Annotated in this window: 24 protein-coding genes; 4 read left to right on the top strand and 20 right to left on the bottom strand. The window is 58.1% G+C overall.

Translation table 11 applies throughout. The annotated features are described in order from the left end of the window. Positions 1-28 precede the first annotated feature (28 nt). From WBK19_RS21415 to WBK19_RS21360, 12 genes are all read right to left on the bottom strand, one after another. On the bottom strand, positions 29-343 hold the full coding sequence (locus WBK19_RS21415; RefSeq protein WP_511293084.1) for a hypothetical protein: 315 nt from the start codon (positions 341-343) through the stop codon (positions 29-31). Beyond that, positions 343-1,701, bottom strand: coding sequence for a bifunctional UDP-N-acetylglucosamine diphosphorylase/glucosamine-1-phosphate N-acetyltransferase GlmU (gene glmU / locus WBK19_RS21410; protein ID WP_511293101.1), 1,359 nt, complete (start codon positions 1,699-1,701; stop codon positions 343-345). The genes WBK19_RS21415 and glmU overlap by 1 nt, the downstream gene beginning before the upstream one ends. 187 nt (positions 1,702-1,888) lie before the next feature. Next, entirely contained in the window at positions 1,889-2,623 is a 735-nt protein-coding gene (locus tag WBK19_RS21405; protein ID WP_511293083.1) for a YEATS-associated helix-containing protein, read from the bottom strand. 181 nt (positions 2,624-2,804) lie between these two features. Then, positions 2,805-4,271 (bottom strand): glutamate synthase subunit beta, encoded by a 1,467-nt coding sequence (locus WBK19_RS21400; protein ID WP_511293082.1) that lies wholly within the window; start codon positions 4,269-4,271, stop codon positions 2,805-2,807. Continuing rightward, positions 4,271-8,908, bottom strand: a complete 4,638-nt coding sequence (gltB, locus tag WBK19_RS21395) for a glutamate synthase large subunit (protein WP_511293081.1) — start codon at positions 8,906-8,908, stop codon at positions 4,271-4,273. The genes WBK19_RS21400 and gltB overlap by 1 nt, the downstream gene beginning before the upstream one ends. A gap of 187 nt (positions 8,909-9,095) precedes the next feature. Next, positions 9,096-10,178 carry a 3-dehydroquinate synthase gene (gene aroB / locus WBK19_RS21390; RefSeq protein ID WP_511293100.1) on the bottom strand — a complete coding sequence of 361 codons (1,083 nt, stop codon included), beginning with the start codon at positions 10,176-10,178 and terminating at the stop codon, positions 9,096-9,098. Then, positions 10,178-10,669, bottom strand: a complete 492-nt coding sequence (locus WBK19_RS21385) for a shikimate kinase (RefSeq protein WP_511293099.1) — start codon at positions 10,667-10,669, stop codon at positions 10,178-10,180. Before WBK19_RS21385 ends, aroB begins: the two co-directional genes overlap by 1 nt. A gap of 119 nt (positions 10,670-10,788) precedes the next feature. Beyond that, positions 10,789-12,960 carry a type IV pilus secretin PilQ gene (locus WBK19_RS21380; RefSeq protein WP_511293080.1) on the bottom strand — a complete coding sequence of 724 codons (2,172 nt, stop codon included), beginning with the start codon at positions 12,958-12,960 and terminating at the stop codon, positions 10,789-10,791. Further along, the gene (locus tag WBK19_RS21375; RefSeq protein ID WP_511293079.1) at positions 12,957-13,502 is read right to left on the bottom strand and encodes a pilus assembly protein PilP; all 546 of its coding nucleotides are present in this window, start codon (positions 13,500-13,502) and stop codon (positions 12,957-12,959) included. Before WBK19_RS21375 ends, WBK19_RS21380 begins: the two co-directional genes overlap by 4 nt. Further along, positions 13,499-14,182 carry a type IV pilus inner membrane component PilO gene (locus WBK19_RS21370; protein ID WP_511293078.1) on the bottom strand — a complete coding sequence of 228 codons (684 nt, stop codon included), beginning with the start codon at positions 14,180-14,182 and terminating at the stop codon, positions 13,499-13,501. Before WBK19_RS21370 ends, WBK19_RS21375 begins: the two co-directional genes overlap by 4 nt. Then, positions 14,179-14,751 carry a PilN domain-containing protein gene (locus WBK19_RS21365; protein WP_511293077.1) on the bottom strand — a complete coding sequence of 191 codons (573 nt, stop codon included), beginning with the start codon at positions 14,749-14,751 and terminating at the stop codon, positions 14,179-14,181. The genes WBK19_RS21370 and WBK19_RS21365 overlap by 4 nt, the downstream gene beginning before the upstream one ends. Further along, entirely contained in the window at positions 14,748-15,833 is a 1,086-nt protein-coding gene (locus tag WBK19_RS21360) for a pilus assembly protein PilM (protein ID WP_511293076.1), read from the bottom strand. The genes WBK19_RS21365 and WBK19_RS21360 overlap by 4 nt, the downstream gene beginning before the upstream one ends. A gap of 241 nt (positions 15,834-16,074) precedes the next feature. Between WBK19_RS21360 and WBK19_RS21355 the strand changes: the two genes are divergently transcribed. Continuing rightward, a complete protein-coding gene (locus WBK19_RS21355) occupies positions 16,075-18,309 on the top strand; it encodes a penicillin-binding protein 1A (RefSeq protein WP_511293075.1) in 2,235 nt (744 codons plus the stop codon). On the opposite strand, the gene cyaY is transcribed toward WBK19_RS21355, so the two are convergent. Beyond that, entirely contained in the window at positions 18,310-18,627 is a 318-nt protein-coding gene (gene cyaY / locus WBK19_RS21350; protein WP_511293074.1) for an iron donor protein CyaY, read from the bottom strand. A gap of 41 nt (positions 18,628-18,668) precedes the next feature. Here cyaY and lptM point away from each other — a divergent pair, with 41 nt between their 5' ends. Genes lptM through hslR form a run of 3 tightly spaced genes read left to right on the top strand, consistent with a single transcriptional unit; the run spans position 18,669 to position 20,460 of the window. Beyond that, positions 18,669-18,830 (top strand): LPS translocon maturation chaperone LptM, encoded by a 162-nt coding sequence (lptM, locus tag WBK19_RS21345; protein ID WP_511293073.1) that lies wholly within the window; start codon positions 18,669-18,671, stop codon positions 18,828-18,830. Beyond that, positions 18,827-20,089 carry a diaminopimelate decarboxylase gene (lysA, locus tag WBK19_RS21340; RefSeq protein WP_494649418.1) on the top strand — a complete coding sequence of 421 codons (1,263 nt, stop codon included), beginning with the start codon at positions 18,827-18,829 and terminating at the stop codon, positions 20,087-20,089. Before lptM ends, lysA begins: the two co-directional genes overlap by 4 nt. Before the next feature lie 5 nt (positions 20,090-20,094). Further along, positions 20,095-20,460, top strand: a complete 366-nt coding sequence (hslR, locus tag WBK19_RS21335) for an Hsp15 family ribosome-associated heat shock protein (RefSeq protein WP_511293098.1) — start codon at positions 20,095-20,097, stop codon at positions 20,458-20,460. Positions 20,461-20,499: 39 nt separating this feature from the next. On the opposite strand, the gene WBK19_RS21330 is transcribed toward hslR, so the two are convergent. The 7 genes from WBK19_RS21330 to WBK19_RS21300 form a co-directional block, all read right to left on the bottom strand. Then, positions 20,500-21,387, bottom strand: coding sequence for an AEC family transporter (locus tag WBK19_RS21330; RefSeq protein ID WP_494649417.1), 888 nt, complete (start codon positions 21,385-21,387; stop codon positions 20,500-20,502). Between the two features lie 85 nt (positions 21,388-21,472). Beyond that, complete coding sequence (gene hslU, locus WBK19_RS21325; RefSeq protein ID WP_511293072.1) at positions 21,473-22,813, bottom strand: ATP-dependent protease ATPase subunit HslU; 1,341 nt, start codon at positions 22,811-22,813, stop codon at positions 21,473-21,475. Further along, the gene (hslV, locus tag WBK19_RS21320; RefSeq protein WP_511293071.1) at positions 22,810-23,346 is read right to left on the bottom strand and encodes an ATP-dependent protease subunit HslV; all 537 of its coding nucleotides are present in this window, start codon (positions 23,344-23,346) and stop codon (positions 22,810-22,812) included. The genes hslU and hslV overlap by 4 nt, the downstream gene beginning before the upstream one ends. Positions 23,347-23,358: 12 nt before the next feature. After that, on the bottom strand, positions 23,359-24,666 hold the full coding sequence (locus tag WBK19_RS21315) for an STAS domain-containing protein (protein ID WP_511293070.1): 1,308 nt from the start codon (positions 24,664-24,666) through the stop codon (positions 23,359-23,361). 45 nt (positions 24,667-24,711) lie between these two features. After that, positions 24,712-25,476, bottom strand: a complete 765-nt coding sequence (locus WBK19_RS21310) for a metal ABC transporter permease (protein WP_511293069.1) — start codon at positions 25,474-25,476, stop codon at positions 24,712-24,714. Further along, positions 25,466-26,044: an ATP-binding cassette domain-containing protein gene (locus WBK19_RS21305; RefSeq protein ID WP_511293068.1), complete on the bottom strand. Its 579-nt coding sequence runs from the start codon at positions 26,042-26,044 to the stop codon at positions 25,466-25,468. Before WBK19_RS21305 ends, WBK19_RS21310 begins: the two co-directional genes overlap by 11 nt. Then, entirely contained in the window at positions 26,041-26,937 is an 897-nt protein-coding gene (locus WBK19_RS21300; RefSeq protein WP_511293067.1) for a metal ABC transporter substrate-binding protein, read from the bottom strand. The genes WBK19_RS21305 and WBK19_RS21300 overlap by 4 nt, the downstream gene beginning before the upstream one ends. Between the last annotated feature and the right edge of the window lie 6 nt (positions 26,938-26,943).

Below are 26,943 nucleotides of genomic sequence, written 5' to 3'. Positions count from 1 at the left end.
TGAAAGCACCGGATTCTTCATGGATCGTTTATTCGCGATACATGCCACTGGCCGCCATGCGATCGACAAAGTGTGGACCAAAGCCATAAAGCAAGGCAATTGCCACGACAAAGAGCAGCACGCCGAAAATCAGCTGCTTGCCCGGCTTGGAAAACTCCGACCAGTGTGTGCCAGCAAACCAGATCGGACCGATGATGGGCAGCGCCAGCGTCGGCACCCAGTTTTTCCAGCCGAAGGCGAAGGAGGCCGGCAAGGTGCCAAAGTAGCCGACCAGCAGTAGCGAGCCACCCACCGCGATGAGGATGGCGATGGCAAACATGAAAGCCGTGAACCAGAAATCCATTAGTTTTTTACCTTCTTGGGACGTTCCCAGCCGGGAAGCGTCATTTGTTTGGCTCGCGACACGGTCAGGGCGTCGGGCGGCGCATTCTTGGTCAGCGTTGTGCCGGCGCCAAGCGTTGCCCCCCGGCCTACCGTCACCGGCGCCACGAGCTGGGTATCGGAGCCGATGAAAACGTCGTCCTCGATGATGGTCAGGTGCTTGTTGGCACCATCGTAATTACAGGTGATCGTGCCGGCGCCGACGTTCACGCGCTGACCGATCTGGGCGTCGCCAATGTAGGCCAGGTGGTTGGCCTTGGACTGGGCGCCGATGATGCTCTTCTTGACCTCGACAAAGTTGCCGATATGCACCTCCGGCCCGAGTTCGGTGCCGGGACGCAGGCGGGCATAAGGGCCGAGCACGCCGTCCGGCCCGATCACCGCATCCTCGAAATGACAGAAGGCAGCGATGCGCGTGCCGGCGCCCACCTTGACGTTCTTCAGAACACAGTAGGGGCCGACATCGACGGCATCGGCCAGCTCAACCTCGCCTTCAAAGACGCAGCCGACATCGATGGAAACATCGCGCCCGTGGCTCAGACTGCCGCGAATATCGATACGAGCCGGATCAGCCAGGCGCACGCCGGCGACCAGCAACTGATCGGCCAGGTTGCGCTGATTCTGACGCTCGAGTTCGGCCAGTTGGACCTTGCTGTTGACGCCGAGCACTTCCCATTCGCCTTCGGGCTGCGCGGCGCGTACCGGCAGGCCCTCGGCGACGGCAAGCGCGACGATGTCGGTCAGGTAGTACTCACCCTGCGAATTGTTGTTCTTGAGCTTGCCCAGCCAGTCGGCGAGACGTGCGGTCGGGATCGCCATGATGCCGGTATTGACTTCGCGGATCGCCTTTTCCTCGGGCGTCGCGTCCTTTTCCTCGACGATGCGCACGATATTGCCGGCGGCGTCACGCACCATGCGGCCGTAGCCAGTCGGGTTGGCGAGGTCGACGGTGAGAATGGACAGCCCGTCCTTGCCGGCCTGCAGCAGGCGCTTCAGCGCGCCTAGCGTAGTCAGCGGGACATCACCGTAGAGCACCAGCGTCTGCGCCGCACTGCCCAGTTGCGAGACGGCCTGGGCGACGGCGTGGCCGGTACCCAGTTGCTGCGCCTGCTCGGCCCACAGGATGTCGTCGGCCGCCAGCGTTGAGCGCACCACGTCGCCACCATGGCCATAGACGACGATCAGCTTTTCCGGCGAGAGCAGACGAGCCGTATCGATGACATGCTGAGCCAGCGCCTTGCCGGCAATCGGGTGCAAGACCTTGGGCAGATTGGAGTGCATGCGCTTGCCTTGGCCGGCAGCGAGAATAACGATATTCATATTGAGCAAAATCTTGTGCGGTTGGGTAATCTGCATTTTCACATGATCAGCCCGGACTGTCGAAGCCGGCGACGTATTTGCCATGCTCGCCCTTTGATCCAGCGCAACTCGCGTAGAAAAACAAAAACCCCGGCGGCCTTTCAGGCGGCGGGGCTTTGTTCGGCGCTGGGCCAGAAACGACCGAAAGTCAGGCGCTCTTCTTCTGCTCTTGCCCGCCGAGAATGTCACCGAGCACGGCCTTGCCACGGGTCGAGACAAACCAGTGCAGCACATTCTTGTCATTGATCCGTGTCTCGATGACGCCCATCGCCTTCATGACCGTCAGGCGCTGGCTGACAAAGTCGCGGGCCAACCCGGTGCTATCGCAGATCGCGGCCAGATTTCCATAAACGAAGCCGCCTTCGGACAGGGCGCGCAGGATTTCCACGTCGTTGTAGGAGAGAACGTCCTTGGGATCGTGCTCGACAGCCTTCAGCACCTCGGTTTCGGCCTTGGGCACAGCCAGAATCGGCTCGTCACGCTTTTGTTGTTCGATGCGGCCAACGTCGCGCCGAACCTGGTCGATCTGCGCCATCAGGCGCTGCACCATGTTCTCGAAAAAACGCCGCGAGGTGACAACGTAGATCAGGCAGAAACCTGAAAAAACGTAGAGATCGATCGGCTTGGTCCGCGCCCCCTCAAGCAGCGTGCTCGACAGCATGTTGAGAAACAGCGGCACGGTCAGCGCCGCTACGACGCCGAAGACCGGATATTTCAACCAGTCGTGGCGACCCGCATCGCCACGCCGGTCAGCCAGAAAGTAGTTTGCCGTGCCGCCCAGCACCCCGGCTACGACCATGATGCCGAGAATCACCAGCATGTGCCCGTCGAGTGCTCCGCTTGGCGTTGTCACCAGCAAGGCTGGTTGCAATTCAGTTGACATGATTTTCCCCTTGAAATCAGCAGCCATTCTCACACGACCGAGACAATGTTTCGCCTGTGCAGTGTCCAATCATGAGAAAAATAGTGAAAAAGCAAGTCCCACAGTCAACCGGAAAAAATGACCAAAATTGAAAAGCCCCGCCGGCTTTTCAGGCGGCGGGGCTTTTGGGAGAGCTATCGACTTAGCGTGGCAGCGTCGTCGAACCCATCAGGAACTGATCGACTTCGCGGGCGGCCTGACGACCTTCACGGATCGCCCAGACCACCAGCGACTGGCCGCGACGGACGTCGCCGGCCGCGTAGACCTTGTCGACATTGGTCTTGTAGCAACCTTCGCCGTCGGTCGTCGCCTTGGCATTCTGGCGCCCATCCTTCTCGACGCCGAAGGCATCAAGCAGGCCGCCGACCGGGTTGGTGAAACCCATGGCCAGGAAGGCGTTGTCGCACGGCAGTTCGAATTCGGAACCGGGCACTTCGCTCATCTGACCATCCGTCCAGTCCAGACGCACAGCCTTGAGCGCCTTGACGTTACCCTTGCCGTCATCGACGAAGCCCTTGGTGGCAACGGCAAAATCGCGGCTACAGCCTTCGTCGTGCGAGGAAGAGGTACGCAGCTTGTACGGCCAGTACGGCCAGGTCAGCTCCTTGTTTTCCTCTTCCGGCGGCATCGGCATCAGCTCGAACTGGGTTACCGACGCGGCGCCATGGCGATTCGAGGTGCCGACACAGTCGGAACCGGTATCGCCGCCACCAATCACGATGACGTGCTTGCCCTTGACGTTGATCGGATTGGCCTTGCCTTGCTGGACTTCCTTGTTCTGCGGAATCAGGAACTCGAGCGCAGCGTAGATGCCCTTCAGCTCACGGCCCGGCACCGGAAGATCACGCGGCACTTCGGAACCAGCAGCAAGAATCACCGCATCGAAATCCTTCTTGAGCTGATCAGCCGAAACGACGGTGGTCGCATCGTTGTTGATACCGGCCGGCACGTTCTTGTCACCAACCACAACCTTGGTCTTGAAGGTGACGCCTTCGGCTTCCATCTGGGCAACACGGCGGTCAACCAGCGTCTTTTCCATCTTGAAGTCAGGAATGCCGTAGGCGAGCAGGCCACCGAGACGGTCGCTCTTCTCGAACACGGTCACATCATGACCGACACGCGCCAGTTGCTGTGCAGCAGCCAGACCAGCCGGGCCGGAACCAACGATGGCAACCTTTTTGCCGGTCTTCGATTTCGGCGGCTGCGGCACGACCCAGCCCATTTCCCAACCCTTGTCGATGATGAAATGCTCAATCGACTTGATGCCTACTGGTGCGGCGTTGATGCCGAGCGTGCAGGCGGCTTCGCATGGGGCCGGACAGATGCGGCCGGTGAAATCCGGGAAATTGTTAGTGGAGTGCAGCACTTCCAGCGCCTGCTTCCAGTTGCCGCGGTAAACCAGATCATTCCAGTCAGGAATGATGTTGTTCACTGGACAACCGCTGTTGCAGAACGGGATGCCGCAATCCATGCAGCGCGCGCCCTGAGTCTTGGCATCGTCATCGTTCAGGGTATGAACGAATTCCTTGTAGTTTTTCAGGCGCTGTTCAACCGGGTCATAACCCTCGGACAAGCGCTCGAATTCCATAAAGCCAGTCGGCTTGCCCATTATGCAGCCTCCTTCTGTGCAGCAGCGGCCATCTCGGTGAGGGCGCGCTTGTATTCGTGCGGATAGACTTTGACGAACTTCTCGCGGTAGGCATCCCAGTTGGCCAGAATGGCCTTGGCCGTTTCACTACCGGTGTATTCGAAGTGACGGGTAATCAGCTCCTTGAGCTGGGTTTCGTCAGCAACACTCAGATGCAGCGGCTCGCCAGCAGCAATACGGGAGGCCGGCAAGACCTTCTCGAGCGCGACCTGAGCCAGATTGCAGCGATGCTTGAAGCTGCCATCCTCATCCAGCACGTAGGCGATACCACCCGACATGCCAGCCGCGAAGTTGCGCCCGGTCATGCCAAGCACCGCCACGGTACCGCCGGTCATGTATTCGCAACCGTGGTCGCCAACACCTTCAACAACGGCCGTACCACCGGAGTTGCGCACACAGAAGCGTTCGCCGCCGACACCGGCGAGGAACGCCTCGCCTTCGGTCGCGCCGTACATGACGGTGTTGCCGCAAATGATGTTCTGCTGCGTGTCGCCACGGAAATCCGGGCTCGGCTTGATGATGATGCGACCGCCCGACAAACCCTTGCCGACGTAGTCATTACCCTCACCAGTCAGTTCCAGCGTCACGCCCTTGGCCAGGAATGCACCGAAGGCCTGGCCAGCGGTACCGGTCAGCTTGACGTGAATGGTGTCGTCCGGCAGGCCGGCATGACCGTAGCGACGGGCAACCTCCCCCGACAACATGGTGCCGCAGGTGCGATTGACGTTGATGATGGTCGTTTCGATCTGGACCTTCTGGCCCTTTTCGAGGGCTGGCTTGGCCTGGGCGATCAACTTGTGGTCGAGCGCCTTCTCGAGTCCGTGATCCTGCGTTTCGGTATGCAGGCGTGGCACATCGGCCGGGACGTTCGGCTGGAAGAATATCTTGGAGAAATCCAGACCCTTGGCCTTCCAGTGCTCGATACCAGGACGCATGTCGAGTAGCTCGGAATGACCGACCAGATCGTCGAACTTGCGAATGCCGAGCTGGGCCATGATCTCGCGAACCTCCTCGGCGACGAAGAAGAAGAAATTCACGACATGTTCCGGTTGACCGGAGAAGCGCTTGCGCAGCACCGGATCCTGCGTGGCCACACCGACCGGGCAGGTATTCAGATGGCACTTGCGCATCATGATGCAGCCTTCGACGACCAGCGGCGCCGTGGCGAAACCGAATTCGTCGGCACCGAGCAGCGCACCGATCACGACATCACGACCGGTCTTCATCTGACCATCGACCTGAACGCGGATACGCGAACGCAGACGGTTGAGCACCAGGGTCTGCTGAGTTTCGGACAAGCCGAGTTCCCACGGCGTACCGGCATGCTTGATCGAGGACTGCGGCGAAGCACCCGTACCACCGTCAAAACCGGCGATCACGACGTGATCGGCCTTGGCCTTGGCAACTCCGGCAGCCACCGTACCAACACCGACTTCGGAAACCAGTTTGACAGAGATGGAAGCCTTCGAATTGGCATTCTTCAGGTCATGAATGAGCTGGGCCAAGTCTTCGATGGAGTAAATGTCGTGGTGCGGCGGCGGCGAAATCAAGCCGACACCCGGTACCGAGTGGCGCAGGAAGCCGATGTACTCGGAAACCTTGTGACCCGGCAACTGGCCGCCTTCACCCGGTTTGGCACCTTGCGCCATCTTGATCTGGATCTGGTCGGCATTGACCAGATACTCAGCGGTAACACCGAAGCGGCCAGAGGCGACCTGCTTGATGGCAGAGCGCAGCGAATCACCTTCCTTGAAGGTGTAGTCGCGTTCGATACGCGAGGCACCAACCACTTCAGACAGCGTCTGGCCGGCCTTGAGCGGCACGAAACGCTTGGCATCCTCACCACCTTCGCCGGTATTCGACTTGCCACCGATGCGGTTCATAGCGATGGCCAGGGTCGTGTGGGCTTCAGTCGAGATGGAACCGAGCGACATGGCTCCGGTGGCAAAACGCTTGACGATTTCCTTGGCGGACTCGACTTCTTCAAGCGGAATGGCGGAGCCAGTCGGCTTGAATTCGAACAGGCCACGCAGGGTCAGGTGACGCTTGGTCTGATCGTTGATCAGCTTGGCGTATTCCTTGTAAGTCTCGTACTTCCCGGAGCGGGTCGAATGCTGCAGTTTGGCAATCGAATCCGGCGTCCACACGTGCTCTTCACCGCGGATACGGTAGGCGTATTCACCACCGGCATCGAGCATGGTGGCCAGCACGGGGTCAGACGAGAAGGCTTCGCTATGCAGGCGAATGGCTTCTTCTGCCACTTCAAAGACACCGATACCTTCGACATTGGACGACGTGCCGGTAAAATACTTTTCGATGAACTCCTTCTGCAGGCCAATGGCTTCGAAGATCTGGGCGCCGGTGTAAGACATGTAGGTCGAGATGCCCATCTTGGACATGACCTTCATGAGGCCCTTACCAATGGCCTTGACGTAGTTCTTGACGTACTTCTCGGCCTTCTCGGCATCACCCTTGGCGAAGCCGGCGATAGTTTCGAGCGCCACATAGGGGTGGACAGCCTCGGCACCATAGCCACCAAGCAGGGCAAAGTGATGGGTTTCACGAGCCGAACCGGTTTCAACCACGAGGCCGGCGCTGGTGCGCAGGCCCTTCTTGACCAGATGCTGGTGGATGGCCGAAGTGGCAAGCAGCGCCGGAATCGCAACATGTTCGGCATCGACCTTGCGGTCGGAGACGATCAGGATGTTGGCACCGGAACGTACTGCATCCTCGGCATCAGCCGCCAACGAAGCGAGGCGTGCCTCGATACCATCCTTGCCCCAGGCGACGGGGTAACAAATATCCAGCTCAAAGGAGTGGAACTTGTTGGATGTGTACTTCTCGATGTTGCGCAGTTTCTCCATATCGTCGAAAGACAGCACGGGTTGCGAAACTTCCAGACGAATCGGCGGATTGATATCGTTGGTGTTGAGCAGGTTCGGCTTCGGGCCAATGAAGGACACCAGCGACATGACCAGCTCTTCGCGGATCGGGTCGATCGGCGGATTGGTCACTTGGGCGAACAACTGCTTGAAGTACGTGTAGAGCGTCTTGTTCTTGGCGGACAACACAGGGAGGGCTGAGTCGGTACCCATCGAGCCAGTGGCTTCTTCGCCATTCTGGACCATCGGCTCAAGGATGATCTTGACATCTTCCTGCGTGTAGCCAAATGCCTGCTGACGATCAAGCAGCGAAGCAGCGGGGGCTGAACACTTTTCGTGCGGAGCCGGCACTTCGTCGAGCTTGATGCGGATTTTTTCGATCCACTCGCGATAAGGCTTGGCGTTCGCCAGCGAATCCTTGAGTTCTTTGTCGTCGATGATGCGGCCTTGCTCCATATCGATCAGGAACATCTTGCCCGGCTGCAAACGCCACTTCTTGACAATCTTCTTTTCCGGAATCGGCAGCACGCCCGACTCGGAAGCCATGACCACGAGGTCGTCATCGGTAACCAGATAGCGGGCGGGGCGCAGACCGTTACGGTCGAGCGTCGCGCCGATCTGACGACCATCGGTGAAGGCCACGGCGGCGGGGCCGTCCCATGGCTCCATCATGGCAGCATGGTATTCGTAGAAGGCGCGACGGTTCTCGTCCATCTGAGAATGCTTTTCCCAAGCTTCCGGGATCATCAGCATGACGGCCTGAGCCAGCGAGTAACCGCCGCCCATGACCAGCAGTTCGAGCGCGTTGTCGAAGGAAGCCGAGTCAGACTGGCCGGGGTAATGCAGCGGCCAGACCTTCTTCAGGTCGTCACCAAGAATCGGCGATGAAATCGCCTGTTCACGTGCCTTGAACCAGTTGACGTTGCCACGCACCGTGTTGATTTCGCCATTGTGGGCGATATAACGGAAAGGGTGTGCCAGATCCCAAGTGGGGAAGGTATTCGTTGAAAAGCGTTGATGCACCATGGCAAGCGCTGAAACAGTTCGCTTGTCTTGCAAGTCGAGGTAGTACACTCCAACCTGATCGGCCAACAGTAGACCTTTGTAGTTGACCGTGCGGGCCGAGAAGGACGGCACGTAGAATTCCTGGCCGAACTTCAGCTTCAGCGACTTGATTGCATTGGCAGCACGGCGACGGATGATGTACAACTTGCGCTCAAGAGCATCCGTGACAAAAATATCCGGCCCACGACCAACGAAAACCTGGCGGATCACCGGCTCCTTGGCACGCACGGTCGGCGACATGGGCATGTCGCGATTCACCGGCACATCGCGCCAGCCAAGCAGCACCTGACCTTCGGCAACGATAGAGCGCTCGATCTCTTCCATGCAGGCGTGGCGCGAAGCAGCCTCCTGCGGTAGAAAGACCATACCGACACCATACTCGCCGGCTGGCGGCAACTCGACGCCTTGCCGTGCCATTTCTTCGCGATAGAACTGGTCCGGAATCTGGATCAGAATGCCCGCGCCGTCACCCTGCAAGGGATCAGCGCCAACAGCACCGCGGTGATCGATATTCTTCAGGATCAACAAACCCTGTTCGACGATGCCATGGTTTTTCTGACCTTTGACATGGGCTACAAAGCCTACGCCACAAGCATCGTGCTCATTGGCTGGGTCGTACAAACCCTGCCGCTCAGGTACTCCCGATTCCATCACACGCATTCCTTCAAATAACTTGGCCGCTAACGATGGGCCAATGTTGAAAAAAACCGAGCATCATATTATCTGCTTCGGCCTGTAGGAAAATTAGAGGCAACCATCAAATATACCGGCAAACCCCTGTCAATTCAAGATGCTGCGACGCACCAACTATGCACACCCGGGAAAGACGACTCCCTGTTCAGGTGCATCTAGTCTCAATAGCAGCGCTGATCTGCGTATCGCTAGCTCGATCAGAAACAATAGCCTTGCCGATTTCCTGCAGAAGAACCAAACGGAGTTTCCCATCCTGCACCTTCTTGTCATGGCTCATCAACTCGAGATACCTGGCTGCGCCCAGCCTGGGTCCAAATACTGGCAAGCCGGCTCGAACAAATATGTGCTCAATTCGATTGACCGTCTTTTCATCCAGCCATCCCAACTGATGCGACAACTCCGCAGCAATTAACGTGCCGGCTGCAATAGCCTCGCCGTGCAGCCATTCGCCATACCCCATGCCCGTTTCAATCGCATGCCCAAAGGTATGTCCAAGATTGAGCAGTGCCCGCTCTCCGGTTTCTTTTTCGTCCGCCACGACTACCTCGGCCTTGTTGGCACAAGACCGGTGAATCGCATACGTTAAAGCCGATGGATCTCGCGCCAAAAGTTTCTCGAGATTCGCTTCTAGCCAGACGTAGAATTCAATATCTCGAATCAGTCCGTATTTGATTACCTCGGCCAAACCGGCCTTCAACTCCCGCTCAGGCAGAGTGTTCAGCGTCGAAATATCGGCAAGTACCAGCTTTGGCTGATAGAACGCGCCAATCATGTTCTTGCCTAATGGGTGATTGATCGCCGTCTTGCCACCAACCGAAGAGTCAACTTGGGACAAAAGAGTCGTCGGCACCTGAATAAAAGGCATTCCTCGTTGGTAACACGCAGCTGCAAAGCCCCCCATGTCGCCAATCACCCCACCGCCCAGAGCAATCAAAGTCGTTCCGCGCTCACAGCGCGCACTCAGCAAGGCATCAAAGATCAAGTTCAGGGTTTCCCATGTCTTGAACTGCTCGCCATCTGGCAACACCACAGGCAGAACTGAAATTCCTCTACTTTCCAGGGTAGACCGCAGCATTTCGAGATACAGGGGGGCAACGGTAGTGTTCGTTACCACTACAACTTTTTTTTGCTTGATGTAAGGCAGAAGCAATTCGACCTGCGTAATAACGCCGGCTCCGATATGGATCGGGTACGAACGATCCCCCAAGGCGACGTTAAGTGTTTCTATTATGTTGAGCATTGACGGTTAAATTCTCTCAGGAGATGCAGCACGATTCCGGATGCAACCAAACGGCCGCCATCTACTACTATGTGGGCAGCATCTCTATATAGCGGGTCGCGTATGGCATGCAATTCCTCCAACTTGGCAAGCGGATCCGCGACGTGCAACAAGGGGCGATTGCGGTCTTGTCGCGTGCGTTCGAAAAGCAAAACCGGCGGAACATTCAGATATACCACCCACCCGGTCTCGTGCAACCTGCGCCGATTTTCCGGATTGATTACGACGCCACCGCCGGTAGCCATCACGATGTTGGACGATTCGGTAAGCTCCTGAATTGTCTGAGCCTCCCGCCGCCGGAAACCATCCTCACCTTCAATTTCGAAGATGGTAGGAATAGGCACACCGGTGCGCTCGACAATCTCGTGATCGGAGTCGAAAAATGGCCGAGCCAAACGCTTCGCCAATTGACGACCGACGGTTGTTTTGCCAGCCCCCATTAGCCCGACAAGATAAATGTTGCGACAATTTTCCACGTTCGGATTTTAGCCGACTACCCGCTAAGCACAAAAAAACAGGGCCGGCATCGCCGACCCCGTGAGTTCCTGTCTACTCGCAATCAGTCAAATCGCATCTTGTCAGAAATCACGCGTGGCGTAATAAAGACCAGCAATTCGCGGCGCTTACCCGTGTCGTTTTTATATTTAAACAACCAACCAAAGAATGGAATATCACCAAGTAACGGTACTTTATCAACCGTATTCTGGGTGTCGGTAATGTAAACTCCACCAATCACCACCGTTCCACCATTCTCAACAACAACATTGGTCTCAACAATTGAGCTCTTGATTGGTGGATTAAGGAATCCGTTGACACTAACGGCTCTAGTCCAGTCCGGTTCTTCTTTTTTTACGATCAAGTTCATCCTAACCGTCCCCTCAGGAGTAATTTGAGGAGTGACCTCAAGTGACAACTTCGCTGGCTTAAACGCAACTGTGTAGGTTGTTGCACCGCTGGAAGTTTGTGCTGTGATATATGGAACCTCCGTTCCATCTTCAATTTTGGCCTTGACGTTATTCGCTGTAATTACTCTGGGACTAGAAATTATTTTACCTATTCCATCTTCTTCAAGCGCTGCAATCTCAACGTTGAGGATACGGGTTACCGCTGAGTTGAAAAGGGAAAACGCGAGAGTTCCCCCGGTAGAAGGAAGCGGCAAATTGGTTCCGACCATCGAATTCTGCACTAGCGTCGCGGGGGTAGTTGTAGTCCCCGTAGTAACCGCAGGAGTCATTTTTCCCCCAGCAATATTTATTCCGGTCCCCAAAATCTCGCTAGACTTTGAATTAATCAACCCCAATTTTGCCCCGAGCTCCCGCTTGAAACTATCTTGAGCCTCAACAACTCGGGCCTCAATAAGAACCTGTCTGGCAGCAGTATCGATTGCGCGAATAAAGGAATGAATTTCCTCCAGCTTTGTCGGAATATCGTTAACAAATACGATATTTGACTGCGGGTCAGCGACGGCACTCCCTCGCTTGCTCAGGATACGCTGCGCAGCAACATTCGAACCCGCCGCCGGTGCCGGCGCAGCTCCAGCGCCACTTAGTGGCAAACCTGCCAACAACCTCGCCACATCTGCCGCCTTTTGATAGTTCAACTGGAACTGCTCCAACTTGAGGGGCTCAAGTTCGCTAATCTGTTGCTTTGATTCAAAATCCAATTTTTCGCGGGTAGCAATTTCATCGCGAGGGGCAATCAGGATGATATTGCCCTTCTTCCGCATATCAAGTCCCTTTTGCTGGAAGATGATATCGATTACTTGGTCGGCGGGGACGTCCTTCAATACAAGCGTGGTCGTTCCTGTCACGGTTTCGCTAATGACGGCATTGAGATTCAGTTCTTCGGCCATCAGACGCAGCAGCGCGCGCACGTCACCATTTTGATAATTAATACTAACCCGTGGCCCTTGATAGCCCACCTTCGCCCCTTGAACCAGCTTGTTTGGATCTTCGACGATCTGTTTTACCTCAACAATAAACTGGTTGTCACTCTGGTAAGCATTGTGCTCCCACAAACCTTTTGGCGTAATTACCATCCTGACGTTATCGCCAATTGCCTTGGTTTCGACTGTCGTTACGGGTGTTGCGAAATCGGTGACGTCCAGCTTGCGGCGCAACCGGTCTGGTACCGTCGTTTTCATGAAATCGACAACAAGATTGGCGCCCTGCTGCCGAATATCAATGCCGGTACCCGTATCACTCAGATCGACGATGATCCGCCCCTCGCCATCCTTGCCGCGACGAAACAGCACATCGCTTACCGCATGCTTAGAACCAACCAGGCTTTCCTCTGCAAAGCGGGTCGTTCGTTGCGCTGCGGAATCTGCCAGTCGCTCAATCGGCGAAAGCGTCACATATAGCGACTTGCCATCAAGCCGCGTTTTGTAGTTCATGTTCCGGACGAGATTCAGTACTACTCGCGTGCGATCACCAACCTGCACTACATTCATGCCGCGCAAGTCGCCCTGATTGAACACTTGGCTGGTTTTACCCAAACCGTTTGCGGTCGACTGGAAGTCCAGCGCTATTTTTGCGGGATTGGCGACGCTAAAACCCGGTGGCGGAGAAGCCAACGGCTCCTTAAGGTCGATCCGGAGCGCGACCTCGTTCCCTTGTTGAGCAACGTTCACCGCCTCAATAGAGTTCGCCGGCGGAGCTTCTGCTTGTGCAGAAGACGACAGAGCAAGGCAGGCCGAGGCTACAGCCATCGCATAGGTGATCAATTTCATTTCTTGCTTCCCTCCTTGCTCTGCAGGTAGAGCGAGCTCTTGCGCTCAGTCCAGTCACCAGCAGAATCCTGAATCAATTCCCGCAGTTGAACTTCCGTATCTGAAATCTGCGTCACCATACCGAAATCGAGGCCCACATAATCTCCGACCTTGACTTGCTTAACTTTGTCTTCAACCTGAACAACCGCCATCGGGCGTTTGTTTACATTCATGTAACCGATCATCTTGAGTGACTCAATCGGGTATTTTTCTAGAAGGCTGTTACGAACTTCCCGTGCCTCAAAGTCGGGTTGAAATGCACCACCCTTGCCTGCAACCTGCTTGTATTTCGACTCCGGTTCTATCTTGTTCGGCTTGAATGGGTCAATCGTGGCTTCCATATCGTAGGGCACAGGCTCATAGGGCTTGACCTCCGGCAGTTTGGGGACATTCCCCCGCATGTCTTTGGTGTTTTCGGCCATCCACTGTTTCAACTCTTCGTGGTCACCACCTGCGCAAGCGCCGAGGAAACCGCACAGGGCAATAAGCAATATTCGTTTCACTTCTTCGCTCCTTGCGCTGCCTTCTTCTCTTGCTCAGCCTTCTTTTGCTTGGCTATCTCTTCCTCATCCAGATAGCGGAATGTTTTAGTGGTGGCATCCAGCGAGAGCTGTCCACCATCCTTGACAGGAGCAATCGAAATATTATTCAGGGTAACGATGCGCGGGAGCTTGGCTATATCGGCGGCGAAAGCCCCGAAGTCGTGATAGCCCCCATTGATTTTGACGGTAATCGGCAATTCCGCGTAGAAATCCTTAACCTGCTCCTGCCCCGGCTTAAACAGCTCGAATTGCAAGCCGCGACCAAGACCTGCTTGGTTAACCTCGATAAGTAGCGCCTCAATTTCCGATTTATCAGGCAATTGTTTAAGCAATGCACCGAATGATCGATCAATTTCGGCCAGTTGCTGGATATACAAGTCCAGATTGACCGCCTGCCGTTTTTTGTCAAGGTATTGCTGCTTGAGCGTTTCCTCTTCCCGCTGCTTCGTCTCCAGTTCGGTTAACTGGTCGCTCCAGACAAACCACCAACCTGCAACGAGAATAGCGGAGAACAGGCCAACCAAAACGGTAATTTTCGGAATCAGCGGCCATGCACCCGGATCGTTCGGGTTCATAAGCCGAAAGTCATCGGCTATTGACTGAAAATCAATATTGGGCAGGGACATAGTCTTGGCGTTCACTTTTTCACCTTCCCGTCTTCCTCTGGCTTAACGCGGGTGAGGATGAAGGTCATGCCAAATTCGTTGATTCGACGCCCGTTGATCACAACTGCTTTGCTTTCTATCAGCTGCGGGGTTTCTAGCCACGGTGAAGCTTCCAGGTTGCGCATCAACGCCGAAATACGGGCATTTGACTGGGCATGGCCAGAGATACCGACCTTCAGTCCATCCTGCTTTAGTGACTTTAGGTAAATACCTTCAGGTACCTGTTTGACCAATTCACTCAACAAATAAACAGTTTCGCCACGATCACGTTGCAGGTTTTCTATAACCTGCTTACGCGATAGCAAGGCTTGAGTTTGCTCTTTCAGGCGCTTGATTTGGTCGAGCTGCTTATCAAGGACAGCTATTTCCCCCTTTAGGAAATCGTTCGAACCATCCTGATTACTGATTGCACTACCAATAAGGGTATAAACCGCAAACACGATCAACGCACCGAGCACTGAGACAAGCCCGGACAATACATAAAACTGTTCGCGCCGAGCCTTTTTCGCCTCTTCGCGATGAGGAAGGAGGTTGATGCGAATCATGATGGATCAAACCTCCGCAGAGCCAAGCCACAGGCCACCATCAACGAGGAGGCATCAGCGAGCAAACTTTTTGCCCGAACACGGTCGGAAAGCACCATGTTGGCGAAGGGGTTGGCGACCAGCGTATTGACTTGGGTTCTTGTAGCAACGACTTCATCAATACCAGGAATGACCGCGCAACCACCGGCCAGAACGATATGATCAACCTGATTGTATTGGGTCGAGGTGAAGAAGAATTGGAGCGCCCGAGAAACCTCTAGTGCGAGATTTTCCATGAAGGGGTTGAGCAACTCGATTTCATAGCCTTCAGGCAAATTTCCTGCTCGCTTGGCGGCCTCAGCATCCTCGTAGCTCATTCCATAGTGACGGGAGATATCCTGCGTCAGCATACCGCCGCCAAAAGCCTGCTCACGGGCATAAACCTGCTGGCCATTTCGCAATACCGTCAGATTCATCACATTGGCCCCCGCATCGATCAACGCAACGACCTGATTTTTTCCTGACTCCGGCAACTGGCGCTCAATCAACTCGAATGCCGCCAGTGCTGCAAATGACTCGACATCAACGACGCTTGCCTTCAGGCCTGCTGCGTCTGCCACCGCCACGCGATCTTCAACGCGCTCTTTCTTGGAGGCAGCAATCAGAACCTCAAGCTCATCGGGAACCGCCGGCGCAGGGCCGATCACTTGATAATCGAGATTCACTTCATCGATGGCAAATGGAATGTACTGATTGGCCTCAGTCTCAACCTGAGCCTCAAGCTCTTCATCGCGCAACCCGGCCGGCACGATGATTTTTTTGGTGATGACAGCCGAACCCGGCAAAGCCATCGCGACATTGCGGGTCGATGTACCCATTCGCTTCCAGGCACGCCTGACGCAGTCGACAACGCCATCCAGATTGGCAATATTGCCATCAGACACCGCGTCCTTGGGCAACACCTCAATGGTGTAGCGCTCAACGCGATAGCCGTCCTTCCCGTTAGCGGTCAGTTCCACCATCTTGACGGCGGACGAACTGATGTCCAAACCGAACAAGGAACGCGCCTTGGGATTTAACAACGCTGAGATATCTAAGCCCACCAGACCCCCAAAAAGTCCTTACGGAATGCGAAGTTAGCAAAATAACCAATAATTCACTTCAGATGCTAACAATAACATCTAGGCATGTAAAGCAATTTTACGGCGCTGATTTACCCCAGCGTATAATCCGCGCAACTCCTATTTCGCCAATCAGACCACCGTGCCTTCATTGTCTCCGGCGCTGCGCCTAGTTATATACCCTGTCATATTTTTGCTTGGGCTTATTGCCATCGGCGTCGCAATGGCGCTGATCGTTCTTGTACTTACCTACCCGAATCTGCCGTCGCTAGAGGTGCTCACCGATTATCGGCCGAAGATTCCCTTGCGGGTATACACAGCCGATGGTTTCCTGATCGGCGAATACGGAGAAGAACGTCGCGCCGTGGTGGCCATAGCCGATGTCCCTTCCGTCATGAAGCACGCCATTCTGGCCGCCGAGGATGATCGTTTCTATCAGCATGGCGGCATCGACTACACAGGCGTTGTCCGCGCAATCGGTGCCAATCTGGTTGGCGGCGGCAAGCGGCAGGGGGCTTCGACCATTACCCAACAGGTAGCGCGGAATTTCTTTCTGACCGGCGAAAAAACATATACACGCAAGCTTTACGAAGCCCTTCTCTCCTTCAAGATAGAAAGCAATCTGTCAAAAGACCAGATTTTCGAGCTGTACATCAATCAGATATTCCTTGGTCAGCGCGCCTATGGTTTTGCTGCAGCATCCCAGATTTACTTCGGCAAGCCACTCAAGGATATTTCGATTGCCGAAGCGGCGATGCTGGCCGGCTTGCCAAAAGCGCCGTCTGCATACAACCCTATCGTCAATCCACATCGTGCCCGACTCCGTCAGCAATATGTCCTGCGCCGCATGCGCGAATTGGGCCATATCACCGAGACGCAGCACGAAGCAGCCCTCAAGGAACCTTTGGTCGTCAAACGAGAATTGGCCGAATACGCTGTGCACGCCGAATACGTGGCAGAAATGGCCAGACAGATTACCGCCGAACGTTTCCCGGAAGAGGTCTACTCGCGCGGCATGAAGGTTTACACCACCCTCATCAAGGCAGAGCAGGAGGCTGCGTACAACAGCCTGCGCAAAGGGGTCATGGATTACGACCGGCGACACGGCTACCGGGGTGCTGAATCCTATCTCGACATGAAAGATATCAAGTCCGACCAGGACGAGGCCATCGACGAAGCACTACAGGACTTCGCCGATGCCGGCGACTTGATTCCGGGGCTGGTTCTGGCTGCCGACGCAAAACACATCAAGGTCTATCGCAAGGGGGGAGAAGTCGTCAATTTGACCGGCGATGCGATGAAGTTTGCGACCCGTATGCTTGATGACAAGGCGCCACCCAACAAGCGCCTCAAACGCAGCGCCATCGTTCGCCTGCAAAAGGACGACAAGGGTGGCTGGCAGATCAGCCAGCTACCGGAGGTTGAATCTGCATTTGTTGCAGTCGACCCGAAAGATGGGGCCATTCGTGCATTGGTTGGCGGTTTCGATTTCAACCGCAACAAGTTCAACCACGTCACCCAGGCCTGGCGACAGCCGGGCTCCAGTTTCAAGCCCTTCATCTATTCCGCTTCACTGGAAAAAGGTTACGGCCCCAATAGCGTGATAGCCGACGAGCCTATCGTCATTCCAGCCAGCCAGACCGGCGCAGCCGCTTGGGAACCGCATAACTATGATGGCAAGTACGAAGGCCCGATGCGCATGCGCACGGCACTTGCCAAGTCGAAAAACATGGTTTCGATTCGCATCCTGCAGTCGATCGGCACGCACTACGCTCAGGATTACGCGACCCGTTTTGGCTTCGATGCAGCAAAACACCCGCCTTACCTGACCATGGCCCTTGGCGCCGGGTCGGTGACGCCGTGGCAGATGGTGACCGCCTATTCGGTCTTTGCCAACGGCGGGTTCCGGATCAACCCCTTTGTCGTCCGCGAAATTCGTGACGGCGGGAACCAGGTGCTGGCCCTGTCGGCGGCAACCGAGGCTGGCAATGAAGAAACCCGCGTCATTGACCCACGCAACGCCTTCATGATGGATGCCATGTTGCGCGACGTCACCATCTACGGCACGGCCGCCAAGGCATCGGCCACCCTGAAACGCCATGATCTGGCCGGCAAGACCGGCACTACCAATGAGTATCTGGACGCCTGGTTCTGTGGCTACCAGATGACTGTCAGCGGCTGCGCGTGGATAGGCTTTGACCAGCCGCGGAAACTGGGCGACAAGGAAACGGGCGGCGCCGCGGCGCTGCCGATCTGGATTGGCTACATGAGCCGGGCGCTCAAGGATGTGCCGACGCTGCTCCCGCAAGCGCCGGAAGGATTGATAGCCTCTGGCGAAGGCCGGGAGCGAAGCTACATCTACGCCGAGAATGCGGCCAAGGAGAAACCACCGGAGGAGGCGGCACAGGAAGGCGTTCCGCTGCCAACCCCGGATCTCAGCGCACCACCCAGCGACTGATCAGCCTAGCTTGACGGTCTCGCCGGCCTGCTGGCTGGCGAGCATCGACAGTTTTTCCATTAGTTCGGCAGCATCACGGGTATCACGCCAGACAGCGCCATCCCAGCGAAAATGAAAGCCGCCCGAGCGAGCCGCGACCCAGATTTCCCGGGCGATTCCGTGGCGGTTGACGATGATCTTGCTGCCATCGTCAAACTCGATTTCGAGCACGCCACCTGCGGCCAGCTGGCAGTCGACATCGGCTCCGCTGGCTTCCAGCGCCGCATCGATCCTGGCCAGCGTTGCCTCGGCCAGGGTGTTGAATTCCTTGTCATCCATCGTGTGCTACCATCCCGCTCTTCGCCGACAGCGCCCCGAACATGTCCAGAATCGCCGCCTTGCTGATTATCCTGAGCCTTGCCGCCTGCGGCATGAAAGGCCGGCTTGAAATGCCGCCAGGCCCGGCGTCTGATCCGCTGCTTGGCAACACCAAGCCAGCTGCCAAGGATGTTAGCACGACCACCAGCCCCAAAGCCCCATGACCCAATTTGCCCTGAAAAACGGCGTACTGCACGCCGAATCCGTTGCCCTGCCTGCTATTGCCGATCAATTCGGTACGCCGGCCTACGTCTACTCCCGCGCTGCGCTGGAAGCCTCGTTGCGCGAATTCCATGACGTTCTTGGCGGCCACCCGACCGGCCAGGGCGCGCTGGTCTGCTACGCCGTCAAGGCCAACTCCAACCTCGCCATCCTCAACGTCTTTGCTCGCCTCGGCGCCGGCTTCGACATCGTTTCCGGCGGCGAACTGCAGCGCGTGCTGGCGGCTGGCGCCGACCCGAAGAAAGTCGTTTTCTCAGGCGTCGGCAAGACGGCCGATGAAATGAAGTTGGCGCTGGACGTTGGCATTTTCTGCTTCAACGTCGAATCCGCTCCCGAACTAGAGCGCCTTAACCAAGTCGCCGGCCAGTGCGGCAAGAAGGCGCCGATCAGCCTGCGTGTCAATCCGAACGTCGATCCGAAGACGCACCCTTACATTTCGACCGGTCTCAAGGGCGCCAAGTTCGGCGTTGCTTACGACAACGCCCTGGATCTGTACCGCCGCGCCGCTGCCCTGCCCAACATCGAAGTTGCCGGCATCGACTGTCATATTGGCTCGCAATTGCTCGATCCGTCTCCGTTTATCGAAGCGCTCGATCGCATTTTAGTGCTCGTAGACCAGTTGACCGCAGAAGGCATCCACATTCACCACCTCGACCTCGGTGGTGGTCTTGGCATCAAGTACAACGCCGAACAGGTCCAGCCGACCGTCGCCGCCTACCTGACGCCGCTGCTCGACAAGCTGGCCGGGCGCGGCCTGCAGGTCGTCCTCGAACCGGGTCGCCGGCTGGTCGGCAATGCCGGCCTGCTGCTCACCCGCATCGAATACCTCAAGCAGGGCGAAGCCAAGAATTTCGCCATCATCGACGCCGCCATGAACGACCTGATGCGGCCGGCGCTCTACGAAGCCTGGCATGACATCCTGCCAGTCGTGCCGCGGACCGGTTCCGCCACCGAGTACGACGTCGTCGGCCCGGTTTGCGAAACCGGCGACTTCCTCGGCCAGGCCCGTCCGCTCGCCGTCGAAGCCGGCGATCTGCTGGCCGTCATGTCGGCGGGCGCCTACGGCATGGCCATGGCCTCGAACTACAACACCCGGCCGCGCGCCGTTGAAGTGATGGTCGACGGTGACCAGATCCACGTCATTCGCCAGCGCGAAACGGTCGAACAGCTTTACGCCGGCGAGTCCACGCTGCCGAAGTGAGCGGCCTGCGCGTCGATAAATGGCTTTGGGCAGCGCGTTTTTTCAAGACGCGCTCCCTGGCCAGCGACGCCGTCAGTGGCGGCAAGGTGAAGGTCAATGGGGCCACCATCAAGCCGGCGCGCGAAATCAAGATTGACGACCGGCTCGACATCGCCAACAGCGAAACGCGCTGGGAAGTGACGGTCAAAGCCCTGTCGGACAAACGCGGCCCGGCGCCGGAAGCCCGGCTGCTCTACGAAGAAACGCCGGAAAGCATCAGCGCCCGCGAAACGGCGCGGGAGGGCCGGCAGTTCGTCCAGGACCCGGCCGCCGACATCCATGGCCGGCCAACCAAGCGCGACCGGCGCCAGATGGACCGTTACGGTCGATAAAACCCGGTAGCTACGGTCAACCGGAAAAAACGGCCAAAATCAAAGTACGTAGGCGAGCGCCAGCGGCAGGAAGAGCAGCGCGGCCAGATTGCCGATCAGCACGATCGAGGCGACACGCTGTGGCTCCTGCTTGTAGCGCTCGGCAAACAGGAAGTTGAGCACGGCCGGCGGCAATGCACCGAAAACGAAGAGCATCGCCGCATCCCGGCCCTGCAGACCGAGCAGCTGAATGACCCCGGCCGCGATCAACATGCCGGCCACCGGCCTGAGCACGGCGCTACCGACCGCCACCTTCCATTCGCTGAAAGACACGTCGGTCATGCGTACGCCGAGCGAGAACAGCAGTAGCGGCACTGAAACGTCGCCGAGCATCTTGATGGCGATGATCAGCGGCGCCCACATCGGGATTTTGACGAGTGCCACGGTCAACCCGGCAATTGCGGCAAAAACGACAGGAATTCGCCACAGCGTCAGGATGCGCGTCGTCGGATCAAGCAAACGGGCACCAAACGAAAAATGCAGCGTGTTTTCGACCATGAACAAAATCACCGCCGCCGGCAGCGCCGCTTCGCCCCAGGCCAGCACGGCGAGTGGCAGGCCAATATTGCCGGAGTTGTTGAACAACATCGGCGGCACCAGCGTTTTCGGCTGGATGCCGAACAACCGGGCAAGCGGCCAGGCGAGCAGGCCACAGGTCGCCAGAACGAGAAAACCGCCGAGGGCCAGCGGCGCGTAGGCCGCCAGATCAAAGGACTTGCCGGCCATCGCCGCGAAAACCAGGGCCGGGATGAAAATATCCATGTTCAGCCGGTTGGCCACGGCCATTTCGGGCTTGTGCTTGCGGCCATAAAAATAGCCGGCCGCCACGATCCCGAAGATGGGGAACAGAATCAACAGCAGACGGAAACTCAGGCTTTGCTCGTCCAAACGGAAGGCCTCAAATGGGAATGGGCAACAAGTGCGATTGTGCGGACACCAAGGGCGCCCGCACAGCCGGGATTACCCCTAAAGGTCAGAGCACGTAGCGCGACAAATCTTCGTCGGCAGCGACTTCGCCGAGTTTCTCGTTAACGTAGTCGGCATTGACCAGAACCTTCTCCAGACGGACCTTCCCAGCGTCGAAAGAGACCTCTTCGAGCAGTTTTTCCATGACCGTATGCAGACGGCGGGCACCGATATTTTCGGTCCGCTCATTCACCTGAAAGGCGATTTCGGCCATGCGCCGAATGCCATCATCGGTAAATTCAATCTGGACGCCCTCGGTTTCGAGCAGCGCCTGATATTGCTTGGTCAGGCAGGCGTCGGTCTGGGTCAGGATGCACTCGAAATCGGCCACCGACAGCGAATCAAGTTCGACGCGGATCGGGAAACGGCCCTGCAGCTCGGGAATCAGGTCGGACGGCTTGGACAGGTGGAAAGCCCCCGAGGCAATGAACAGAATGTGATCGGTCTTGATCATGCCGTATTTGGTCGACACCGTCGTGCCCTCGACCAGCGGCAGCAGGTCACGCTGGACGCCCTGACGCGAAACGTCGGCGCCCTGCATTTCGGAACGGCTGGCGATCTTGTCGAGTTCGTCGAGAAAAACGATGCCGTTCTGCTCGACGGCCTTCACGGCCTCGAGCTTGACGTCCTCGTCATTGACCAGCTTGGCCGCCTCCTCATCGGTGAGCAGCTTGAGCGCCTCGGGAATCTTCAATTTGCGCGACTTCTTCTTGCCGCCGCCGACGCTCTGGAACATGCCCTGAATCTGCTGGGTCAGCTCTTCCATGCCGGGCGGCGCGAAGATTTCGGCCTGCATGCCCGGCGCAGCGACTTCGATATCGATTTCCTTGTCGTCCAGTTCGCCTTCGCGCAGCTTCTTGCGAAATTTCTGACGCGTCGTGTTATCGCTTGCGGTCGACTCGGAATTTTCGGCAAAAAAGTTGGGGCCGCGGGCCGTTGGCAGCAGCACGTCGAGGATGCGCTCCTCGGCGGCATCTTCAGCGCGGGCACGCATGGTTTTCATGGCCCGTTCGCGATGCGACTTGATGGCCATTTCGACCAGATCGCGGATGATCGTTTCGACATCACGGCCGACGTAGCCGACCTCGGTGAACTTGGTCGCTTCGATCTTGATGAACGGCGCATTGGCCAGACGGGCCAGACGCCGGGCGATTTCGGTCTTGCCGACACCGGTCGGCCCGATCATCAGGATGTTCTTTGGCGTAATCTCCTGACGCAGCGGCTCGGCCACCTGCGACCGGCGCCAGCGGTTACGTAGGGCGATGGCCACAGCCTTCTTGGCGTTTTTCTGACCGACAATGTGCTTGTCGAGCTCGGAAACGATTTCCTGCGGGGTCATGGCCGTCATTCCAGTACCTCGATCGTGAAATTTCGGTTGGTGTAGATGCAAATGTCGCCGGCGATCTCCAGCGACTTGGTGACAATTTCCCGCGGCGCCAACTCGGTATTTTCCAGCAGCGCCCGTGCCGCGCTCTGCGCATACGAGCCACCGGAACCGATGGCGACAATGCCCTGCTCGGGCTCCAGCACGTCACCGTTGCCGGTGATGATCAGCGAGACTTCGCGGTCAGCGACCGACAGCATGGCCTCCAGCCGGCGCAGGGCTCGATCGGAACGCCAGTCCTTGGCCAGTTCGACAGCCGAGCGCAGGAGATTGCCCTGATGTTTGTCCAGCTTGGCCTCGAAACGCTCGAACAGCGTGAAGGCGTCGGCCGTACCGCCGGCAAAACCGGCCAGGATGCGGCCGTTGTACAGGCGGCGGACCTTCTTCGCGGTAGCCTTGATGACGATGTTGCCGAGCGTCACCTGACCGTCACCGGCCATGGCGACGGAATTGCCCCGGCGCACCGACAGGATCGTCGTGCCGTGATATTGCTCCATGTGTTTTCCTGATTAAGACTTGGGAACGAGAATGCGCGCCTGCTTGTTGAGGCCGACTACGGCCATCAGCTCGGCGACCAGATGATTCGGGCTGCGGATGACGATATCGCGCCCCGCTGCCTTGTACGGCGCAAGACGGTTCACGAGTTGCCCGGCCGAAACGAAATCAAGCCGGCGCACGCCGGAAAAATCGAGAATCGGCTGTTCGGCCCCCTCGATGACGGCCACCAACTCGTCGAAGCGGCAGCCCTTGAGCTCACCGGATAAATAATGGGCGTCGTCGGCCGGGCGAGCAGTGACTGCGGAGACAGCAGGTGCAGCAACAGCCCCCCTCGGCTCCCAGGACGGCGGCGACAGCTCGAACGTTACCGCGTAATCGACGGCTCGCTCTTCAAATGCATCCTGCGTACCGTGCCGCTGCAACAACTCCAGCAACAGGCGCCAGGACGGCTCGTGGGCGATATCTCCAGCGACCATGCGGCTATTCAAACGATCAATAAAGACGTCGGTGCCGCTCAACACAACCGACAGCCTGGTCTTTCTGGCCCGGCTAAGCAGATCGGCCAGTTGTCCGGCCACCTCGTCGTCGCAACCGATCAGCTTGGTGCAATCGACCGTGACCTGGGCCTTTTGCTCGATCAGTTTGGCAAACTGGGTCACCGGCAAGGCGCCTTCCGCAGTCAATACGCCCTGCAGGAAGATCTTGTGGGGGCCGACCGCACCATTTGACTGGTTGGCAGCCGGCGAATGCTGCGACCAGGTGGGTGGGGACATTTCGCAGGCCTCGGCATAATCGGCGCCGAGCTTTTCAAAAGCGGCCCGCTCACCGGTCGCCTGCAACAGATCGAACAGCAGAAGCCAGAACCGCCGGCCTTCCCGGCCGTGGTAGGAGCGGACAAACGTTTCAAGCAGCGAGCGCGCGGCGCCATCCTGGCCATTGGCATAAAGGACGACGACCTGCTCGACGCAGGCTTGCAGCGGGTCATCGTCATGATTGACGTCGATGCCCATGACGCTGGATTCGGTGAAATCGTCGCTGTCGAAATCGTCGATGCTGAAATCGGAATCGGCCGCCAGTGGTTGCAGCGGGGCCGCGGCTGGCTTGCCTTCAGGCTTGCGGGCAGCCGGTGCGGGCTGCGGCTTGGTCGGCTTGCCGGGGGTGAATTCCAGATCCGGCAGCGGCTCGCGCAGCGCCTTGGCTTGATCCTCGGCCGGCGCTAAAGGCGCCTTGACCTCCGGCAGCGGCTCCGGTGCACGCGGACGGGCGGCCGGCCGTTCGGGCATCTTCTTGTCCTGCTTTTTGAAAAAGGAAAAAACCATAACCACTCCGCACGCGGGAGAGTAGTTTTAGCATGCCCTCGCACTTCATGCAACGAGCAAGCCTACCAGTACCAAGAGGAGAGCCAGAACTGGCCCGAAGGGCTGATCCAGCGCAAGCGCCAGGGCAAACGCCGCGACATAGGCCATGACGCCGATGATCAGGGCCCAGCGCAGGCCGGAACGCCAGTTGGCGGCGCGCCGGAAGGCCAGCCAGGGCGGGATGAAGACCAGGGCGAAAGCGCCCATGACGCCAAGGCTCATGGTCGCCAGAGCCAGGCAGAGTGCCGCCATCAGATCGAAGCCGACCTGAATCGGCCAGGCCGACAGGCCGCGCAAACGAAAGAGATCGGGATAAACCCGGGCCAGCAGCAAGCGGGACGACAAGGCGCGCAGGGCGAGCAAGGCAACAGCGCCGCCGATAGCGACCGGCCAGAGTTCCTGGCTGCTGGCAAAATAGAGTTGTCCGTCGAACAGGGCATGGCCGAGGCGTTCGGCCATCGGCGCGTTGGCGGCCAGCAACACGGCGATGGCCCAGCCGCCGACCAGCAACAAGGCATCGCTTGCCCCGCCGGACAGTCGCTGGGCAAACAGTCGCCGGCCAGCACCGGCCAAGGCCGCCATGGACAATCCTCCGAGCACCGGCGGCACCCCGGCAAGCAGGGCCAGCAAAGCCCCGGCCGCCGCAATATGCGAATAGGCCAGCGCAGCCAGCCATTCGTCGCGCAGGCGCAGATAGCAACCGAGCACCGGCAACACGATGGCGCAGGCCAGGCCGGTCAGGAAGGGAATCAGGAAAAGCTCAGCCGACATCGTTGCTCCTCAGGCCAATCACCCGGTCACAAACGGCCTCGACGAAGGCCGTGTCGTGGCTGACGACGAGAATGCCGGCGCCAGCCGCCGCCCGGTCGCGCAGGTGCTCAGTCAGGTGGGCGACACCGGCGACATCGAGGTTGTTGGTCGGCTCGTCGAGCAGCACCAGATCGGCCGGCGCCTGCAGAATGGCCCATAGCGCCAGGTAATGACGCTGGCCGCCGGACAGTTTGTCGAGACGGATGTCGAGGCGATCGGCCAGCCAGGCGGGCAGGCCTTCGGGCGAAGCACCGGTCAGCGCGAGAAGTTCGCGGCCGGCCAGGGGCATGCCGACAACCGGCGGCACATCCTGCCGCAGCAAGCCTAGACGAAGGCCGGGATGCTGCTCGATGCGCCCGGAAAAGACCTTGGCCCGCCCGGCAATGGCAGCGAGCAGCGTGCTTTTGCCGACGCCGTTGGGTCCTGTCAGACCGACAATTTCGCCAGCCGCAATGGTCAAATCGAGCGGCTGCGTCGCCGGCTGCTGCCAGCCGACGACCAACTGCTCAGTGCGGAGAAGACTACTCACCGCGCTCCCTTCAACAGCCGTTGCACGGTGTCGTCGAACAGGCCGAACAAGTCCTTGGCCTCCGGCGTTCCGCCCACCGTGTAGGGCAGCAGAACGGCCGGCATGCCGGTCTTTCCTGCCATCCATTGACTTGGCCCTTCCTGCTGATAGGCGGCGCGCAGGACCATTTTGGCGGGTGCGCTCTGCTGGCGGGCCAGCAGCCCGGTCAGATGGCCGCTGGTCGGTTCGATACCGGGCTTTGGCTCAAGCGTGCCGACTTCCTTCATGCCCAGCCAGTTAAGCAAATAGACGAAGGAGGCGTGATGAACAAGGACCGGGACGCCCTTGAGCGGTGCTGCCTCTTTTTGCCAACGCGCCATCGCCGTCTGCCATTTTCCGGCAAAGGCCAGGTAGCCGGCTTGATAGGCGGCGGCATTGGCGGCGTCGAGTTCAACCATGCGCGCCGTCAGCGCCTCGCCGACTTTCAGCACATTGCGCGGATCGAGGTGGGTGTGCGGATTGCCGGCGGCATGGACGTCGCCGTGGGCGCGGTCGAGGGTCGTCGGGACTTCAAGGCGATTGACGAAGTTGGCCGCCTCGAAATAGCCTGGCTGACCGGTCTGGATGCCTGAATTTCCGGAATCACGGAGGACCAGTGGCAGCCAGCCGATTTCCAGATCGGCCCCGGCGGCGATGACCAGGTTGGCCTGCCGCGCCTGCGCCAGCAGCGACGGCTTGGCCTCGATGCGGTGCGGGTCCTGGAAGGCGGTGGTGGCGGTATAGACCTTGACCTTGCTGCCACCGATTTCCTGCGCCAGGGCGCCCCACTCCGGGACAGTGGCGAAGATTTTGAGGTCGGCCTGGGCGGTTCCCACGGTCAACCCGAAAAAACAGGCAAAAATGAAATGTTTCATGGTGGC

This window comes from Azonexus sp. (genome assembly GCF_049652925.1).
Lineage (GTDB): Bacteria > Pseudomonadota > Gammaproteobacteria > Burkholderiales > Rhodocyclaceae > Azonexus.
This window is presented reverse-complemented; position numbering and strand designations above follow the sequence as displayed.

Coding starts and splice junctions, on each gene's coding strand:
- WBK19_RS21415 (WP_511293084.1), bottom strand. CDS start 343: ATGGATTTCTGGTTCACGGCTTTCATGTTTGCCATCGCCATCCTCATC.
- glmU (WP_511293101.1), bottom strand. CDS start 1,701: ATGAATATCGTTATTCTCGCTGCCGGCCAAGGCAAGCGCATGCACTCC.
- WBK19_RS21405 (WP_511293083.1), bottom strand. CDS start 2,623: ATGTCAACTGAATTGCAACCAGCCTTGCTGGTGACAACGCCAAGCGGA.
- WBK19_RS21400 (WP_511293082.1), bottom strand. CDS start 4,271: ATGGGCAAGCCGACTGGCTTTATGGAATTCGAGCGCTTGTCCGAGGGT.
- gltB (WP_511293081.1), bottom strand. CDS start 8,908: ATGGAATCGGGAGTACCTGAGCGGCAGGGTTTGTACGACCCAGCCAAT.
- WBK19_RS21385 (WP_511293099.1), bottom strand. CDS start 10,669: ATGGGGGCTGGCAAAACAACCGTCGGTCGTCAATTGGCGAAGCGTTTG.
- WBK19_RS21380 (WP_511293080.1), bottom strand. CDS start 12,960: ATGAAATTGATCACCTATGCGATGGCTGTAGCCTCGGCCTGCCTTGCT.
- WBK19_RS21365 (WP_511293077.1), bottom strand. CDS start 14,751: ATGATTCGCATCAACCTCCTTCCTCATCGCGAAGAGGCGAAAAAGGCT.
- WBK19_RS21355 (WP_511293075.1), top strand. CDS start 16,075: ATGGCGCTGATCGTTCTTGTACTTACCTACCCGAATCTGCCGTCGCTA.
- cyaY (WP_511293074.1), bottom strand. CDS start 18,627: ATGGATGACAAGGAATTCAACACCCTGGCCGAGGCAACGCTGGCCAGG.
- lptM (WP_511293073.1), top strand. CDS start 18,669: ATGTCCAGAATCGCCGCCTTGCTGATTATCCTGAGCCTTGCCGCCTGC.
- lysA (WP_494649418.1), top strand. CDS start 18,827: ATGACCCAATTTGCCCTGAAAAACGGCGTACTGCACGCCGAATCCGTT.
- hslU (WP_511293072.1), bottom strand. CDS start 22,813: ATGACGGCCATGACCCCGCAGGAAATCGTTTCCGAGCTCGACAAGCAC.
- hslV (WP_511293071.1), bottom strand. CDS start 23,346: ATGGAGCAATATCACGGCACGACGATCCTGTCGGTGCGCCGGGGCAAT.
- WBK19_RS21315 (WP_511293070.1), bottom strand. CDS start 24,666: ATGGTTTTTTCCTTTTTCAAAAAGCAGGACAAGAAGATGCCCGAACGG.
- WBK19_RS21310 (WP_511293069.1), bottom strand. CDS start 25,476: ATGTCGGCTGAGCTTTTCCTGATTCCCTTCCTGACCGGCCTGGCCTGC.
- WBK19_RS21300 (WP_511293067.1), bottom strand. CDS start 26,937: ATGAAACATTTCATTTTTGCCTGTTTTTTCGGGTTGACCGTGGGAACC.